Source organism: Kitasatospora sp. NPDC024654 (assembly GCF_055559155.1).
In genome coordinates this window covers 23,910-40,112 of the sequence record NZ_JBVHLF010000010.1, presented here as the reverse complement: position 1 = coordinate 40,112, position 16,203 = coordinate 23,910, and the positions used below count along the sequence as shown (strand labels likewise).

The following is a 16,203-nucleotide window of genomic DNA, read 5'->3' as shown; positions in this document are numbered from 1 at the left end:
CGCTCTCCCCTTCTTCCCCCCTTCTCCACACCAAGCAAGACAAGAGGTAGGCAGCCGCATGCGCAGAATATTGATCGTCGGAGCCGGTCAGGCCGGACTCCAGCTCGCCCTGGGGCTCCAGAGCAACGGCTACGACGTCACGGTGATGACCAACCGCACCGCCGACGAGGTGCGCGACGGCCGCGTGCTCTCCACCCAGTGCATGTTCGACGCCGCGCTGCAGCACGAACGCGACCTGGGCATCAACTTCTGGGAGGGCGAGGCGCCCAAGGTCGAGGGGCTCGGTGTCTCGGTCACCGGTCCGGAGTCCGCGCGGGTGATCGACTGGGTCGGCCGCCTGGACGGCTACGCCCAGTCCGTCGACCAACGCCTCAAGATGGCGGGGTGGCTGGAGACCTTCGCGCAGCGCGGCGGCCAGGTCGTGGTGCACGGAGTGGCGGTCTCCGACCTCGACTACTTCTCCCGCACCTACGACCTGGTGCTGGTCGCGGCGGGCAAGGGCGAGCTGGTCACCATGTTCGGCCGCGACGCGAGCCGTTCGCCGTACGAGACGCCGCAGCGCGCGCTCGCCGTCTCGTACGTGCACGGCCTCGGCCCGCGCCCCGAGCACGACTTCAAGGCGGTCCGCTGCAACCTGGTCCCGGGCGTCGGCGAGCTGTTCGTGATCCCGGCGCTGACCACCTCCGGTCCCTGCGACATCCTCTTCTGGGAGGGCATCCCGGGCGGCCCGCTCGACGTCTTCGGCGACGTCAAGGACCCGGGCGAGCACCTGCGGCTCACCCTGGACCTGATGAAGACCTTCACCCCCTGGGAGTACGACCGCACCCGCGGTGGCGTCGAGCTCACCGACGCCGGCGCCACCCTGGCCGGCCGCTACGCCCCGGTGGTCCGTAACCCGATCGGCGAACTGCCCAGTGGTGGCTTGGTGTTGGGCGTCGCGGACGTCGTGGTCGCCAACGACCCGATCACCGGCCAGGGTTCCAACAACGCCGCCAAGTGCGCGGCCGTCTACCTGGACGCGATCCTCCAGCACGGCGACAAGCCCTTCGACCGCGAGTTCATGCAGTCCGCGTTCGACCGCTACTGGGAGGCCGCCCAGCACGTCACCAAGTGGACCAACGCGATGCTCGCCCCGCCGCCGGAGCACGTTCTCAACCTGATCGGCGCGGCGGGGCAACTCCCGGCCGTGGCAAACCGGTTCGCCAACGGGTTCAACAACGCGGCGGACTTCGAGGAGTGGTTCTTCGACCCGGAGAAGGCCGTGGCCTACCTGGGGTCGCTGACCCAGTAGGCGGTGTACCGCCCGTCCGCTGACGCCGGTGGGGGCCGGCGTCAGCGGACGGGCGTTCCCGGACCGGTCGCTTGACGTCGGTCAGGCCGGGCACGTGGCCGATCGCGCGCGGGACGGCGCGGTGAAGCCCTCCGGGAACCGGATGCTGGAGGCGGGCGAGAAGGGCTCGGCCGGGACGCAGGAGACGGCGTTCACGGTCAGCCGCCGTGCGCGGTGAGCATGTAGCCCTCCGGGCCCTCGAAGGAGAACATCGGCCCGAAGGGGCTGTCCGTCATCGGGGTGAGGATCTTGATCCCGGCGGCGGTGAGCCGATCGTGCAGCTTGTGAGCGTCGGAGGTCCTGAACCAGAGCGCCACGCCGAGGCCGGGCCGTGCCGTGCTGGCGAGGTCGGTGCCCGGGAGGAGCTCGCGGACGGCGAACGGGGTCGGCCTGGTGTCGAACACGACCGCGTGCGGCGGCGAAACCGCGGCCCGACGCAGGCCCAGGTGCTGCTCGCAGAAGGCGGCTGCGGCGTCCACGTCGCGGACTTGCAGGGCGACGAAGTCGGGGCCGTCGATGGTGACAGACATGGGTCTTCCTCGATCCTTATGTCAGAACTTTGACATCATTGAGGCTAGGACGCCGGGATGGCTATGTCAAAATGCTGACATGATGGAGAGCATGTCGGCCGAGCCGCCCCGCCCCGCGAAGGACGTCACCCAGCACGTGGGGTACCTGCTCAAACGCGCCCAGGCGGCCCTGCGCGGCGCCATGGACAAGGTCCTGCGCGAGCACGGGCTGACCGTGCCGCAGTACGCCACTCTCGAACTCCTGGCCCTGCACCCCGGCATGTCCAACGCCGACCTCGCCCGCGCGACCTTCGTCACCCGGCAGTCCGGAAACGTCGTCCTGCGGGGCCTGCAGGAAGCGGGACTGATCACCCGCCCCGCCACCGCCGACCACGGCCGCGCCCGGCCCGCCTGCCTCACCGAGGAGGGTCAGGCACGCCTCGCCGCGGTCCAGACCGCCGTCTACGCCATCGAACAGCGCATGGTCGAGGCGATCCCGCCGCAACGCATGGCGGTGCTCCTCGCCGACCTCGACCGCATCGCGACAGCCCTGGAGGAGTGACCCGCCAACCTCCTGCGGGGGCGCCCCTCGTGAGGCCCTCGGAGAAGGCTGGTGGCCACTCCGATTCTCGCTCGATAGGTCTGACCTCGTGGTGAGTTGAAAGGGTCGGCCTGGCGGTCGATGGGGGTGTCGGGCTGACGGCCGGACCGTGGGCGGTGCCGAGCCGGGAGGCGGCGGAGCCGCGGCGAGCCCGTGGGAAGGCCGACGAAGATCTCGTCCCCACCTGTGGCCGGACCAACGGGCAGGCCGAGCAGGTCACGTCACGCGCGGTTGCGGGACCGGGAGGTCGACGGGGAACCGCCGGGGTGAATCGACGGTGTTTCGGTTCGACTACCGGCCGTGTGTCCGGCCACCTGATCCGGAGCGGCGGAAGACAGTCCCCTGCCGAGACCTCCCTTCCACCTTCTGGGAGTGGATCACGACCTTCTCACTGCCGGTTGCTGCCGGCCGGCCAGGCTCGGGTGCGAGCGGATACCCTGCCGGTTCGCCGGGCCGTCGACGGGCGCTGACCGTTGTGGCCGGCGTGCTCTGTGCCGCCGCCGTCATCCCGGTGGCGCTGTCCGGGCCCGCCCACGCGCAGGGCACCTGCACGACCTCGGACTCCACCGTCACCTGTACCTTCGCCTCCACCGGCGCCGAGCAGACCTTCACCGTCCCCAGCGGTGTCACGCAGGTCACCGCCACGGTGATCGGCGCCGCCGGCGGCGCCGAGCCTCCGGTACCGGCGGCGGCCGTGGCGCCCAGGTGTCGGGCACGCTCACCGGACTGTCCGCCGGACAGACTCTCTACGTCGAGGTCGGCGGCACCGCCACCACCAGCGGTTCGTGTGGCGGGGGCGGCAGTGCGCGGGCGGCTTCAACGGCGGCGGCACCGGCCGCTTCGGCGGAGGAGGTGGCGGTGCCTCCGACGTCCGCACCCAGCCCGGCACCAACCCCTCGCCACCACCGACTCCCGCCTCATCGTGGCCGCGGGCGGCGGTGGAGCCGGGCTCACCGGTATCCCTTGTCCGGGAAGCCCGGGTGGGGATGCCGGCCAGCCGGCCACCGACGGGGCTTGCGACGGGGGAACCGGCGGCGGGACGGGCACGGCCACCCAGGGCGGGGCCGGGGCAGCGGCACCGTGGCCGGTTCCCCCGGCTCGCTCGGCTCCGGCGGCAACGGCGGCGGTCCGGCCCTTTCCGTAACGGGTGGCGGGGGTGGAGGCGGCTACTACGGCGGGGGCGGCGGCAACATCAACGTCTTGGTCGATCCTGTGCCCGTCCGCCCTGCGGCAGGCCGGCCAGTGTCGAACCGCACGACGCGTCCCGCACGTCCTCACGGCCGCGCGGAGGCAGCAGCACCAGGCCGGGCGGGTTGCTGGTCGGCAGGTCCTTGAGCGAGTGCACGATCACATCCACCTCGCCGCGCACCAGTGCGGCCTCCTGCTCGGTGGAGAACGCGGATCCGCCCGGGCTGGCCGACAACTCCCGGCGTCTGAAGAGACGTTGACCGCATGCTGCGCGAACACGGCCCGGCCACCTGCCGACGTTATGTCGGAACCATGACAGGAGGGATCGAATGCCGTCCCCCGCCGCGCGATCCGCGTCGGCGCTCGCTCCTCGGCCGTGCGCCCGACCAGGTCGCGACGGTGGGCGTCGGCACGGCGACGGTCGGCGACGCCCACCGGCCGGCTCGTGCTCAGCCAGTCGATCCCGGGGTGCGGGACTAGCCTGAAAGTGTGCGCGACGGCCCGGGAGGGGCCGCGACTCGCCGCCCACGTCCGACCCGTCACTGGCACCACACCACCTGCCGAGAACGCTGTACCGGACCCGATCACCGCCCGGTCCCCGACAGCACGGACGCCATCGTGAGGAGCGAAGACATGAGTACCACGCACGCGGTCAGGACACCGGCGACACCCGGCGTGCTGGAAGATCCGATGAGTAATCACGGAGTCGCGTTCAGCGCCTCCGAGCGCGACAGCTACGGACTGACCGGCCGGCTGCCCGCGGCCGTTCTGACACTGGACCAGCAGGCGAAGCGCGCGTACGGCCAGTTGCAGTGCCAGCCCGACGACCTGGCCAAGTACGTGTACCTGGAGCAACTGCACGACCGCAACGAGACCCTGTACTACCGGGTGCTCGCCGACCACCTCGCCGAACTGCTCCCGGTGGTGTACGACCCGACCGTCGGCGACGCCATCGAGAGGTATTCCGAGGAGTACCGACGGCCGCGCGGGATCTTCCTGTCGATCGACGCGCCCGACGACATCGAGACCGCCTTCGGCACCCTCGGGCTCGGCGCCGACGACGTCGACCTGCTGGTGTGTACCGATGCCGAGGAGATCCTCGGCATCGGTGACTGGGGCGTGGGCGGCATCGAGATCGCGATCGGCAAGCTCGCCATCTACACCGCCGCCGCCGGCATCGACCCACGCCGGGTGATCCCGGTGTCGCTGGACGTCGGCACCGACAACGAGGCCCTGCTCAACGACCCGCTGTACCTGGGCAACCGGCACGCCCGGGTCCGCGGCGCCGCCTACGACGCCTTCATCAGGAAGTACCTGGACGCCGCGTCGAAGATGTTCCCGAACGCGCTGCTGCACTTCGAGGACTTCGGCCCGGACAACGCCCGCCGGATCGTGGAGACCTACGGTCACCAGTACCGCATATTCAACGACGACCTGCAGGGAACCGGGGCGATCACCCTGGCCGCCGTGCTGTCCGCGGTCAAGGTCACCGGCGTGCCGATGCGCGAGCAGAGACTCGTGGTGTTCGGTGCGGGAACCGCCGGCGTGGGCATCGCCGACCAGATCCACAGCGCGATGACGCGCGACGGCGCCACGGCCGAGCAGGCCACCTCCCGGATCTGGCTGGTGGACAAGCAGGGACTGCTGACCAGTGACATGGCGGACCTTCGCGACTTCCAGAAGCCGTACGCCCGCAAGCCCGAGGAGGTCGCCGACTGGGCCGGCGGCGGGGCGGTCCCGCTGCTGGAGACAGTTGGCAGAGCAGCCCCGACGATCCTGCTGGGCACCTCGACCGCGCACGGCGCGTTCACCGAGGCCGTCGTCAAGGCCATGGCGCGGGGGGTCGAGCGGCCGATCATCCTGCCGATCTCCAACCCCACCTCGAAGATCGAGGCCGAGCCACAGGACCTGATCGCATGGACCGACGGCAAGGCACTGGTCGCGACCGGGCTGCCGTTCGGACCGCTGCAGTACCACGGCGTGAGCTACCGCTTCGGCCAGGCCAACAACGCGCTGGTCTACCCCGGATTGGGGCTCGGCACGATCGTCTCCGGCGCTGACAGGGTGACCCCTGCCATGCTCATCGCGGCCGCCGAGGCGGTGGCCGGCCAGGTCGACGTCGCCACTCCGGGCGCTTCGCTGCTGCCGGCGGTCGAGAACCTGCGGGCCTCCACCGCCACGACGGCGGTCGCCGTCGTGCGAGCCGCCCAGGCGGACGGCGTCGCCACCGCGAAGATCGACAACGTGGTGCAGGCGGTGCAGGAGGCCATGTGGCAGCCCTCCTACCCCGAGGGCGGCGCGTCATGACCGGCGCCACCGGGCAGCCCGGTGGCGCCGGGGACCGGGGGCCGAAGATCCTCGACCTGCCGATCGGCCTGTCGGCGACCGGAACCCGGCGCGAGAGCGACTCGATGGGCGCCATCGACGTGCCCGCCGACCGGTACTGGGGGGCCCAGACCCAGCGCTCACTGATCCACTTCTCGATCGGTGACGACCGCATGCCCAAAGCGGTCTACCACGCCTACGGCCACGTCAAGAAGGCCGCCGCGATCGTCAACGGCCGCGCCGGGAGGCTGCCGGACTGGATGGCGGACCTGATCGAGCAGGTCAGCGACGAGGTGATCGCGGGGAAACTCGACGAGCACTTCCCGCTGTACGTCTGGCAGACCGGATCGGGCACCCAGTCCAACATGAACACCAACGAGGTGATCAGCAACCGTGCCAACCAGCTGGCCGGCGGCCAGCTCGGCAGCAAGACACCGGTGCACCCCAACGACCACGTCAACATGGGGCAGTCCTCCAACGACACGTTCCCCACCGCGATGCACATCGCCGCCGTCAAGGAGATCCACGAGCACCTGCTGCCGGACGTGCAGGCGCTGCGACGGTCCATCGAGGCCAAGGCCGAGCAGTGGCGCGACGTGGTCAAGATCGGCCGTACCCACCTGGAGGACGCGGTCCCGCTCACCGTCGGACAGGAGTGGTCCGGCTACGCCCACCAGCTCCAGCGGGCCGCCATGTCCCTGGTCACGGCGTCCACCCAGGGCCTGTTCGAACTCGCCGCGGGCGGCACCGCGGTGGGCACCGGACTGAACGCGCCCGAGGGTTTCGCCGACCAGATCGCCCGGGAGATCGCCGTCGCGACCGGATACCCGTTCGTCACCGCGGCGAACAAGTTCGCCGCGCAGGGCGGGCTGGACGCCATGGTCGCCGCCTCGGCCGGCCTGCGGGCCCTGGCCGTGGTGCTGATGAAGATCGCCAACGACATCCGGTGGCTGGCCTCCGGGCCGCGCTGCGGACTGGGTGAGCTGATCCTGCCGGCCAACGAGCCGGGCAGCTCGATCATGCCCGGCAAGGTCAACCCGACCCAGTGCGAGGCCATGGTGATGGTCTGCATCCAGGTCCTGTCCGAGGACTCCGCGATCGCCTTCGCCGGCTCCCAGGGCAATTTCGAACTCAACGCGATGCGCCCGGTGATCATCAACAACTTCCTGCACTCGGCCACCATCCTGGCCGATGCCTGCCGGAAGCTGCGCGAGTACTGCATCGACGGCGCCGAGCTGCACCGCGAGCAGGTCGACAGCTACGTCGACCGTTCCCTGATGCTGGTCACCGCGCTGTCGCCGGAGATCGGCTACGACAAGGCCTCGGCGATCGCCCACAAGGCCGACGACGAGGGCACCACCTTGCGTGAGGCCGCCCTGGCCAGCGGATACGTCGATGCTGCCGAGTTCGACCGCATCGTGAACCCGGCTGCCATGGTCGGATCGACCGGGAGGCCATGACAGCGCCCGTCGGACGCCGACTGGATGGGGAACGTGAGCTTCGTCGTGCTCTCCCGCTCTGCTGGGTGGGTCACCAGGAAGCCGCCGACGCCGAAAGGCACCGCGTGGTGCGCGGTGCCTTTCGGCGGATCCGGTCGGATCAGGAACCAGACGTACCCCTCCGGGGGGCGGGTGCCGCTGCGATCGGCTCCGCAGGCGGGTGATACTGCGCCCCCTCCCGTTCGGCCGGCTGCACCTTCACCGTGTGCGAGACTCCCGCCAGCGTGAACACCAGCTCCATGTGCTGCCCCTGCCGCAACGTCTCCTGGGCGCAGTGCTGGGCGCCCGGCCCGGTCAGCATTTCCCTGAGCCAGTTCCGTTCCAGGCTGCCCAGGGGCAGGGCCTGAATCGACTGCCAGGACGCCGCGAGGGCATCCGTGAGGCGCGCGAACGTCGCGGGCGCCGTGATTCCGGTCAACTCCACCATCACGGGGCCGACCCCCGGTGCGTCCTTCTCCCCGGTCATCGCGCACCACCCGGCTCGCCCTGGCGCGGCACCGATCCGCCGTCCGCCGGACTGACCACGGCCCACGTGATCTTGCCGATTCCCCGGTCGCCGCGCGGGCGCCAACCCCACCGGGTGGAGAGCGCGTTGACGAGGATGAGCCCACGCCCGGCCTCGTCGTCCGGGCCCGGCTCGCGCGGTTCGGGAGGGGCGCTACCGGCGTCGTGCACCTCGATCAGCAGCCGGTCGGCGTTGGCGTCCAGGTAGACCCAGATCAGGCATCCCCCAGGACTCCCGTGCCGCACGGCGTTCAGCGTCAGCTCGGTGAGCACGATGAGCCCATCGCCCGCGAACCGCTCACCGTCGATCACGCGCGCCAGCAGGTCCCTGAGTAACTGACGCGCGCGGCCCGGGGATCGGGCACTGCGTGGCAGCCAGCACTCCGCCTTGCCGGTCAACTCCTTTGGCTGATTGATGATTTCAGGCATGGCAAAGCTCCCTTGCAGTGCGGCCGTGGTACCAGGCGGGCGATCTGTGCACCCTGGGCGAGGGCATGGGAATGCCCGGCGACCCACCGTGTTGATCACGATCTGTCGATCGATGCCCTACTCTCCGTAGTCTGCTCTTGAGGGACTGCAATCTGCAAGACTTCATTGCGAAGTCTCAGATCGAGTAATTCGAACAGTTGATGCTCATTGCGGAGCGAGCACGGCAGTGCTTTCATTTCGGATGCTGAGAGTGCTTCATACTGAGGTGGGGAAGGGATGACCCATGGCGGAAGGGCCGACGGGATCGACCGTGCCGCGGAGGCAACTCGGGCGGTACCTGCGCGATCTGCGGAACAAGGCGCGACTCACGGTTCGTGCGGCGGCGCGTCAACTGGAGTGGTCCGAAGCGAAGATGTGGCGAATCGAGACGGGGCAGACCTCACTGCGCAGTCTTGACGTGGAGGCCATGTGCAAGGTCTACGGTGCGCCGGCAGATCTCACCGAGGCGCTGATGGGCCTTGCGAAGGAGACGAAGGCGCGCGGCTGGTGGCACTCCTACGGCGACGTGATTCCCGAGGGCTTCGACCTCTACATCGGCCTCGAAGAGGCGGCATCACAGATCGACTGGTACGAGAGCGAGTTGATCCCCGGCCTGCTACAGACCGAGGACTACGCCCGCACGATCATCCGAGCGGACAACCCTCATGAGGACGAGGGCGAGATCGAGCGCCGAGCACGTTTGCGAACCACTCGTCAGGTCATTCTGAGCCGTGCCGCCGGTGCGCCGAGGCTTCGCGTGGCCCTGAACGAGTCCGTGCTCAGGCGGCCGGTCGGCTCGAATGACGTGATGGCGAGGCAACTCAACCAGCTGGTTGAAGTTTCGGAGTTGATCCGGATAAGGGTGGTTCCGTTCGCGGCTGGATTGCACCTCGGTGTCATGTCGGGCCCGTTCACGATCCTGCGCTTTCCGAACAACGTGGACGGCAGCGAGAGCGAGCCGCCGACCGTCTACGCGGAGGGCTATACAGGCGTTCTCTACCTGGACAAGCCCAACGAGGTCGAACGCTACGACAGGGCGTTCGAGAGTATCTGGGATGCAGCGCTCGACGAACAGGCGTCGAAGCGCCTGATGTCTGAAATGGCAGGGAGTTATGGACAGGCTTGATCTGACGGGTGCGGCCTGGTTCAAGTCCAGCCACAGCAACGGCCAGGCGAACTGCGTGGAGGTCGCGTTCGCGGCCGGCGGGGACGTCCCCGTGCGTGACTCGAAGGACCCCCAGGGCCCCGCGCTGGTCTTCGGCGCCGACGCCTGGCGGGCGTTCGTCGGCGGCCTGCGGACGGGGAGCTTTCCCTCGGGCTGCTGACCCGTCCGTGACGCTCCGACAGCCCCCGGCTGCCGTTTCCCGTGGCACGGGGGCGGTGTGCCGCGGATCCGGCCACGGCGGGGCGGGCCAACCAGGCACCGTCTGCCGAGCACCCGCTACCCCGCGCGGCGCTCGGCCGGGGCGGTGCGTCCGTCGACCGGCCAGCGTGGGCCGCTGATGGGGTCGTTGAGCCATGCCCACTGTGCGGACGGGGTGACGGTGATCCCATAGTCGTAGGGCGCCGGACGGCCCAGTTCCTCCCACCGGTCCCACGCGGCGAGCAGCCTGTCGCCGAGGCGCTGGGGGCCGCCCTGGTGGACGGTGACACCGCCGTCCCCGCCGGCCGACAGCGCCGCCCAGGAGCGGTCGCCGTCGTGGACCCACGCGGAGACACCGTCCTCGTCGGTGCCGGTGGTGATGACCGCCTCGGGGACGGCGACGCGCAGTGCGAACTTCAGGTTCCAGTCGTCGGCGAGCGGCGCCAGGTCACGCTCCACGGTGTGCACGGCTTCCGGGGCTTCGGCACCGCGCACCGCCCGGTATCCGGCATGGCCGCCGGCCGACGGCCCGGGAGCGCCTCGGTCCGCCATGAACTGCCCCAGGCCCCGCACCCAGCCGGGGGCGCCGCGACCGTCCGGGTCGACCGTGAGGGCCACGTGCCCCAGCCGCCCCCACGGGTAGACGATCCGGCCGCCCGGCCGCGTGTGTTCCACCCAGCCCCAAGGAACCGTCTCCACCGCGTAGGTGGCGTGGATCCGGTCGACCGGGCCGCTTACGGGCGGCGGGGTGCGGGTGCCGTCGCCGACCACCACCTCCGCGTCGGCACCGGCGACCGCCAGCCGGGCCGCCGCGAAGACCGCCAGCCCTGGGTCGACCTCGGTGGACACCACGTTGCCGGGACCCGCCCGCCAGGCGGTCAGCGCGCACGTCCAGCCCTGCCCGGTGCCGATGTCCCAGACCCGGTGTCCGGGTTCGACGCGCAGACTGTCCAGCATGTCGGCCACCACGGCGGGGGCGGAGAGGCTGGACGACGGCAGTCCGCCGGTGACCTGGGTGACCGCCGCCGCGTCCGGGCTGCCGTACAGCTCGGCCGTCCACCCGGCCGGGTCGCACGCCCGGTCGACGGCGGCGTACGCCTTCCCGTTCCAGCGCCACAACCGCTCGGGTGCGAACAGGTCACGTGGCCGCGCGGCCATCGCCTCGCGCAGCCATGGTGAGTCTGCCGGCCACGCCCCGCGCTCGGCCATCGCCAGATCCAGGCGCGTCCGGCGGGCCACCAGGTCCTCGTGGGTCACTTCTTGTGCTTCCCGTCCGACGGTGGCGGGGGCGGGACCTGCCCGCCCGCGTTTCCCGGCGGCGGATTTCCCTGGCTGGGCTCAGGTGGTGGCTTCTCGTGTGTGCCCCGGGATGGCGTCGGCGTCATTGCTGCTCCTCGTCGCGGTAGGACAGACACGGGTCATCGTGGCCCGGCTTCCGGAGCCTGTGGAAGACGGCGCTGGGGTGTGCCCGGGGCGCGCGCCCGGACGCTGTGCGCCGGGCCGGCACCGGACCGCGAGTTGCGGCGGTGGCTACGGGCAGGCCTTCCGGTAGGTCGTGCCCGGGGCGTCCTTCTTCCACTGGGCGGCGGTGATGGAGTTGCCGGTGTACGAGCAGAGCAGGTCGGCGAGTCCGCCGGGGTCGGTGTCGGCGAGGAAGGCCGAGTGGCCGTCCAGGATCGCGAACGTCGGGGCCGAGGGGAGGAAGGTGACCGGCCCGAGCGTGGCGTCGGCCGCGAGCGTGATGGTTGCTTCGAGCACCGGCGCGGCGGGGTTGTGGATGTCCCACAGCTGGGCCTCGCCGCTCATCCCGTTCCAGTCGGCCATGAGGTGGCCGGTGGGATCGAGGCTCACACCGTGGAGGTTGTGCAGCGTGCTGACGGCGGCCCCGGTGCGCGGGTGCGACGGATCACTGATGTCCCACACGGTCACGGTGCTGTTGCCCGGACCGGTGGCGGCCAGCCGTCGACCGTCGGGACTCATGTTCAGCATGGAGCCGACGGACCCCGGCAGGACGGTCGCCGAGCGCACTCTGCCGGCGGTGACGTGGAACAGGTGGACGGTACCGCTGTTGTCGGAGTCGGTCGGCGACGACGTCACAACGGCCACCACGGCGCCTGCGGAGACGGCGGCGGGGCTGGCGCTGGTGAGCTGGGTGGTGTCGCCCTGCACCGGGTGTCGTGGGTCGCTGGTGTCCCACCAGTCGATTCCGGTGGGCGTGATGACGATCGCGGTGCGGCCGTCGGCCAGCAGGCCCGTCTCGTCGGTGTCGGGATCGGGAACGGGGACGGACCCGACTTCGGCCGCGTTGTGCGCGTCGGTGATGCGCCACAGGTGCAGCAGCTTGTCACCGCCCTGGACCGTGACCAGATCGCCGGCGGCGTCCACGTCAACGCCCGTGCCCGTGATCGCTCCGCCGTCGATGGTGGGAAAGTCGGCCTTGCCCAGGGAGGCGGCCCGCACCGGATGGCGCGGATCGCGCAGGTCCCACAGCTGGACGGACTGGTCGTGTGTCACGGTCAGCAGTGTGGTCGCGCCGAGGAACCGGGCTTGCTGCACTGTGGCGGGCAGCGGAATGGTGGCGATGCGCTCGGGGGTGCGGGGTGAGGAGACGTCCCAGAGGGCGAGGTGGGAGGGGGACAGGGGATCATTGGGCAGGTCAGAGGCGAGGGCTGCGGCCATCAGGCGTCCGTCAGGACTGAAAGCCCAGTCCGAGAAGGTGTCCGAGGCGAACACGTCGTCGGCGGGGCGCAGCGGCGAGCGCCACGCCCGCAGCACGCCGTCGGGGCCGCCGCTCAGCAGGACGCCGTCGGGCGCGTAGGCCATGGCGATGGTGCCGAATCCGGTCGTGGCGCATGCCGGTTGAACCGAGGCCGGGTTCGCGGGGGACAGATCCAGCAGGCACAGCTGGCTGTTGCTGTCGTCGGCGTCGACTCCGCTGAAGGCCAGTTCGCTGCCGTCGGGGCTGAAGGCCACCGCCATCATGACCGGGCTCGGGTAGTAGCCGGTCGGGATGGGCGCGGGCGCGGCCGGGTCGGCGATGTTCCAGAGCCCCACGTCGTAGTCGCCGACGGCGGCCAGCCTGCTCCCGTCGGGACTGAACGCCACGGCGGTGTACCCGGTGGTGATCGTGGCCACCTTGGCCGGGGCGGACGGATCGGCGAGGTTCCACAGCTGGGTCGCGCCGCCCAGGACGGTGGTGGCGAGCAGGTCGCCCTTCGGGGCGAACGCGACGCCGGCGAGTACGCCGGACGCGTCCGTCCGCTGGGTCGGCGTCGGCAGTTCCGCGACCAGACGGGGGTGCGCGGCCTGCGCCACCGACCACACCAGCGCGACGCCCTGCGTCAACGCCGCGGCCAGCAGCGTGCCGTCCGGGCTGAAGGCCATCGACGTGACCCGGGGTGATCCGCTGCCCCCTGAGGCGTCAGCGGCTCCCGGTAGTTGCCCAGCGACGGTGGGGTGCCGGGGGTCGGCCAGGCTCCAGAGGCAGAGACTCGCGGGGGTGGCGCAGGCGCCGGCGAGCAGCCCGCCGTGCGGCGCGAGGGCGATCCCGGTCGCGGCCGTGTGGAGGGTGGCGTCCAGGACGGGCGCGAGCGGCTTGGTGAGGTCCCAGATCCGCAGTGATCCGTCCGTGTCGACGGCCGCCGCGAGGGGCCCGTCGGGCTGGGCCGCGACGCGCAGCACCTCGTGGCCGGTGTCGGCGACGACGGAGTCCAGCGGTGTCATGAGGGTGGCGTACAGCTGGTTGGCGGCGTCCTGGGTGGGAGCGGACCGGTACGCGGCGATCGCGAGCTGAGCGGCGACGCCCGGATCGGTGGCGCTGAGCGCGTTCGCGTCGGCCGCCAGGGTGGTCGAGCGGGAGACCGCGTCCTTCCGTGCGGTCTCCCTGCTCAGCTGTAGGGAGACCGCACTGACGGTGGCAGCCACCAGCGCCAGGACGCCGACCAGGGCGACCGCGGCGCGCCGCCGTCGGGTCTGCCTGCGGCGGCGGACGTGTCCGCGGTGCAGGTAGTCGCGTTCGGGTTCGGTCAGGTGGCTGCCGTACTCGCCGAGCCACCGCTGGGCGCCCGCCAGTGTGACGGCCGTCGGGAGCAGGTCGGCGGTGCGCCCGGCGGCTTCCCAGCGGTCCCGGTCGTGTCGCAGGGATTCGCGCCAGCCCAGGAAGGAGCGGTCCTTCACGGCCCAATCCGCCAGTCTGGGCCAGCTGTTGATCAGCGCCTCGTGCGCCAGCTCGACGGTCTCGACGGACTCGGCGGCGGCCTCGGCGGTTGCGGTGCCGTCAGCGGTGTCGGTGGAACCGGCGGCCGGCGCGCGTTCCTCGATGCGTCCGGTGACGAGCAGCCGCGTGGTCGCGAGTTGCCGGGCGATCCGCCATTCGTCGTCGCTCAACTCCGTACGCCGCACCGTCCGGCGGGTCGCACCCGTCGATCCCATGGGCACCCTGATGAGCCGTGTGAAGAGCTGTCGGGCCGCCGCCTCGTCCCCCGGCAGGACGGACTCGGCCCAGACGCGGTCGGCGTAGGCGCTCAGGGCACCGGCGACACCGCCGAGCTCCTCGTACGCCTGGTGCGTGAGTTGGCCGCCGGTCTGTCGGCGCCACAGCAGTTCGAGGGTGAAGCCCAGCAACGGCAGGGCACCGGGCTCGGTACGGGTGTCGTGCAGGATCCGTTCGACCAGGCCGGGCGCGTAGGAGACGCCGGGGACGGCGTCGACCGGCGCCGTGACGATCTCGCGGAACTGCTCGGCTCGCATCGGCGCGAGAGCGTGGTTCTGGCCGGCGAAGAACGGCCCGAGCCGGGGGTGTTCCAGCACCGTCTCCAGGAAGTCGGCCCGGAGCGTGGTGAGCACCCGGACCGTACTCGGCAGGTTCTCGTCGAACAGGACGCCGGCCAGCGCGTCGACGGCCTCCGGGGTGCGCGAGAGCAGTTCCTCGAACTGGTCCACCACGACGAGCAGTTTCCCGCTCCCGTGGCGGTTCAGTATCCGTGCCACGACATCGGCCGGCCCCCCTTGGCCGTTGGCCAGCGCGCCGGTCAACTCCGCTATCCGGGACAGCCGTTCGACCTCGGACAGCCGGGGCTCCAGCAGGGGTAACAGCGCCGCGGCGAGCGCGGACAGCGGGCTGCCGCCGGTGGACGGCCGGAAGACCACGGCGGAGTTCCCTGCCTCGCGGAAACGGGGGACGACCCCGGCCATGGCCAGGGAGGACTTCCCGGAGCCGGAGGCGCCGACGACAGCGACCCAGCGCTTCTGGAGCAACCGGTGGCTGAGCTCGTCGGCTTCCGTCCGCCGCCCGTAGAAGATCGACGCGTCGGACTCCCCGAACGCCGTCAGGCTGCGGAAGGGCGACGGCGGCAGGGCGAGACCGCGTAGCTCGAGCCAGGCCTCCAGCAGGCGCTGGGTGGGGATCAGGTAGCTCACCGGGGGCTCGCCGGTCTCGGCCAACGCCATCATGCCGATCACGCCGACCAGGACGTCGTCCCACACCGGGCCACCGCTGAAGCCCCCGGAGACCCGGTAGCCGTCCGAGTCGGCCTGGTCGAGCTGCAGCAGGCCGTCGGCCTGACGTTCGCGCAGCACACCGGCGTGCCACACGCCTCCCGAGCGGCCGATCGGGAAGCCGAAGGCCCGCGCGGCGTGGCCCCACACCTCCCGCGTCTCGAGGAGCCGGACGGGCCGCGCACCCGGCAGCCGGTCGCTCAGCCGCAGGACGGCCACGTCCTCGGCCGGCGCCCAGTGTTCGATCCGCACGCTGACGGCTGCGGTGCTCGGCGTGGGGGAGGGCAGGAGGGGCGGGTCGACCGTGAGCCCGGCGGCGTCGGGGGGCTCGGCCTCCGGCGGTGTGCCGAGCGCGGCCGAGACCACGTGCGCGCAGGTGAGGGCGAGCTCGTCGGTGACCAGGAAGCCCAGGCCGACGGGGACGCCCGCGGCATTGCGGATCCGCAGGACGGCCGCGTCCAGGGCCTTCGGTCCGGTGCCCCCGGCGACCGCGGGCGCCGTCGTCATGCCGTGGGCTCCGACTCGGGGTCGGACTCCTCGGCGGGCCGGTGCCAGGTGAGCGAGACCTTGAAGTTGGCCTGCGCCGCGGTGCTGGAGATCACCACATCGGCCTCGGCGGACAGCGACAGCCCGAACTCGACGGAGATCTCGTCGGGCGCGTGGACCATGCCGCGGAACCCCTCGACGAAGTTCTGCGCGACCGGGCGGATCCCGGCGAGCATGTCGCCCATGGAGCGGGTGGCCCGCGCGACCACCTGGCCGGGGCGGGCGACCTGCACCAGGCCGTCCCCGGCCCGCTCGATCTCGACCCTCACCACATCGGACGGACCGTCCGTCCCGCTGACCGGTACTTCCACCAAGTACGCCATGCTTCCCCCGCCCGGGGCCTTGCCCCAGCCCCTTGGTACGCATCCGCAAGC

The 16,203-nt window shown here is 71.3% G+C and carries 13 protein-coding genes and 1 pseudogene; 7 read left to right on the top strand and 7 right to left on the bottom strand.

Annotation, left to right across the window (positions count from 1 at the left end; genetic code table 11):
* Positions 1 to 58 precede the first annotated feature (58 nt).
* Together ACZ38L_RS08855 and ACZ38L_RS08850 are read left to right on the top strand one after the other, a co-directional pair.
* Positions 59 to 1,291 carry a styrene monooxygenase/indole monooxygenase family protein gene (locus ACZ38L_RS08855; protein ID WP_465690668.1) on the top strand — a complete coding sequence of 411 codons (1,233 nt, stop codon included), beginning with the start codon at positions 59 to 61 and terminating at the stop codon, positions 1,289 to 1,291.
* A gap of 94 nt (positions 1,292 to 1,385) precedes the next feature.
* A complete protein-coding gene (locus tag ACZ38L_RS08850; RefSeq protein ID WP_465690666.1) occupies positions 1,386 to 1,508 on the top strand; it encodes a hypothetical protein in 123 nt (40 codons plus the stop codon).
* On the opposite strand, the gene ACZ38L_RS08845 is transcribed toward ACZ38L_RS08850, so the two are convergent.
* The gene (locus ACZ38L_RS08845) at positions 1,489 to 1,860 is read right to left on the bottom strand and encodes a VOC family protein (protein WP_465690664.1); all 372 of its coding nucleotides are present in this window, start codon (positions 1,858 to 1,860) and stop codon (positions 1,489 to 1,491) included. The genes ACZ38L_RS08850 and ACZ38L_RS08845 overlap by 20 nt on opposite strands.
* A 79-nt stretch (positions 1,861 to 1,939) precedes the next feature.
* On the opposite strand from ACZ38L_RS08845, the gene ACZ38L_RS08840 reads away from it, so the two are divergent.
* Complete coding sequence (locus ACZ38L_RS08840; protein WP_465690662.1) at positions 1,940 to 2,401, top strand: MarR family winged helix-turn-helix transcriptional regulator; 462 nt, start codon at positions 1,940 to 1,942, stop codon at positions 2,399 to 2,401.
* A gap of 1,255 nt (positions 2,402 to 3,656) precedes the next feature.
* Here ACZ38L_RS08840 and ACZ38L_RS08835 read toward each other — a convergent pair.
* Positions 3,657 to 3,863: pseudogene (locus ACZ38L_RS08835) on the bottom strand (hydroxymethylbilane synthase); the annotation flags it as partial.
* Between the two features lie 398 nt (positions 3,864 to 4,261).
* Here ACZ38L_RS08835 and ACZ38L_RS08830 point away from each other — a divergent pair.
* Both ACZ38L_RS08830 and fumC read left to right on the top strand, forming a co-directional pair.
* Complete coding sequence (locus ACZ38L_RS08830) at positions 4,262 to 5,935, top strand: NAD-dependent malic enzyme (RefSeq protein ID WP_465690660.1); 1,674 nt, start codon at positions 4,262 to 4,264, stop codon at positions 5,933 to 5,935.
* Positions 5,932 to 7,413: a class II fumarate hydratase gene (gene fumC / locus ACZ38L_RS08825; RefSeq protein WP_465690658.1), complete on the top strand. Its 1,482-nt coding sequence runs from the start codon at positions 5,932 to 5,934 to the stop codon at positions 7,411 to 7,413. The genes ACZ38L_RS08830 and fumC overlap by 4 nt, the downstream gene beginning before the upstream one ends.
* Before the next feature lie 139 nt (positions 7,414 to 7,552).
* Here the strand turns inward: fumC and ACZ38L_RS08820 are convergent, their stop codons facing one another.
* The gene (locus ACZ38L_RS08820; RefSeq protein WP_465690656.1) at positions 7,553 to 7,918 is read right to left on the bottom strand and encodes a hypothetical protein; all 366 of its coding nucleotides are present in this window, start codon (positions 7,916 to 7,918) and stop codon (positions 7,553 to 7,555) included.
* On the bottom strand, positions 7,915 to 8,385 hold the full coding sequence (locus ACZ38L_RS08815; RefSeq protein WP_465690654.1) for an ATP-binding protein: 471 nt from the start codon (positions 8,383 to 8,385) through the stop codon (positions 7,915 to 7,917). The genes ACZ38L_RS08820 and ACZ38L_RS08815 overlap by 4 nt, the downstream gene beginning before the upstream one ends.
* Before the next feature lie 283 nt (positions 8,386 to 8,668).
* On the opposite strand from ACZ38L_RS08815, the gene ACZ38L_RS08810 reads away from it, so the two are divergent.
* Together ACZ38L_RS08810 and ACZ38L_RS08805 are read left to right on the top strand one after the other, a co-directional pair.
* Positions 8,669 to 9,550: a helix-turn-helix domain-containing protein gene (locus tag ACZ38L_RS08810; protein WP_465690652.1), complete on the top strand. Its 882-nt coding sequence runs from the start codon at positions 8,669 to 8,671 to the stop codon at positions 9,548 to 9,550.
* Complete coding sequence (locus ACZ38L_RS08805; protein ID WP_465690650.1) at positions 9,537 to 9,749, top strand: DUF397 domain-containing protein; 213 nt, start codon at positions 9,537 to 9,539, stop codon at positions 9,747 to 9,749. Before ACZ38L_RS08810 ends, ACZ38L_RS08805 begins: the two co-directional genes overlap by 14 nt.
* Before the next feature lie 116 nt (positions 9,750 to 9,865).
* Here ACZ38L_RS08805 and ACZ38L_RS08800 read toward each other — a convergent pair whose 3' ends face one another.
* The 3 genes from ACZ38L_RS08800 to ACZ38L_RS08790 form a co-directional block, all read right to left on the bottom strand.
* The gene (locus ACZ38L_RS08800; protein WP_465690648.1) at positions 9,866 to 11,044 is read right to left on the bottom strand and encodes a methyltransferase domain-containing protein; all 1,179 of its coding nucleotides are present in this window, start codon (positions 11,042 to 11,044) and stop codon (positions 9,866 to 9,868) included.
* A 273-nt stretch (positions 11,045 to 11,317) separates the two neighbouring features.
* Complete coding sequence (locus tag ACZ38L_RS08795) at positions 11,318 to 15,790, bottom strand: nSTAND1 domain-containing NTPase (RefSeq protein WP_465690646.1); 4,473 nt, start codon at positions 15,788 to 15,790, stop codon at positions 11,318 to 11,320.
* Positions 15,787 to 16,152, bottom strand: coding sequence for a CU044_2847 family protein (locus tag ACZ38L_RS08790; protein WP_465690644.1), 366 nt, complete (start codon positions 16,150 to 16,152; stop codon positions 15,787 to 15,789). The genes ACZ38L_RS08795 and ACZ38L_RS08790 overlap by 4 nt, the downstream gene beginning before the upstream one ends.
* Positions 16,153 to 16,203: the final 51 nt, after the last annotated feature.